This window comes from Neisseria sp. P0021.S007 (assembly GCF_051956855.1).
The window spans coordinates 1-436 of record NZ_JBQCXA010001773.1 but is presented as its reverse complement, the minus strand read 5'-3'; the positions used below and the strand labels follow the sequence as shown (position 1 = coordinate 436).

General features: G+C 49.5%; 1 pseudogene. It reads left to right on the top strand.

The features are described 5' to 3' along the window. Window positions 1–66: 66 nt before the first annotated feature. Window positions 67–436 (top strand): annotated as a pseudogene (locus ACTHUR_RS21390) (methyltransferase); the annotation flags it as partial.

Sequence of the window (436 nt, the reverse complement as noted above, 5' to 3'; positions counted from 1 at the left end):
CTCTCAAACCGAACACATCCTAAATATAGTAAACTAATCCCCTATTTCCCCGATTTGAAACACACTATGCCCCACACCATCCCTACCGACCGCGCCGACATCGAATGGCGCAACGAAAGTACACAAAAGCCGCCCAAGCAGGCGGTTTACATACAAGAAACAGGCGCAGCAGAAATCTTAAAAAATGCCCACGCGCAAACTGCAACCGTTTGGACTGGCGATTTTCACAATGCCAAGCAAGTCTTGGCCGCAATGAAAAAACGTATCCGCAGGCCGTCTGAAAAAAAGAAAGGCGTACCTGCCGATATTCAGACGGCCTTTCATGCCCACCGTATGAAACAGGCACAACAAAGCCGTTTGCTCAATATGCTTGCCGTTGAAATCCAACCGAATTTTCAACTGGACAATGCACGCGCACCCGACATCTACGCCGCCC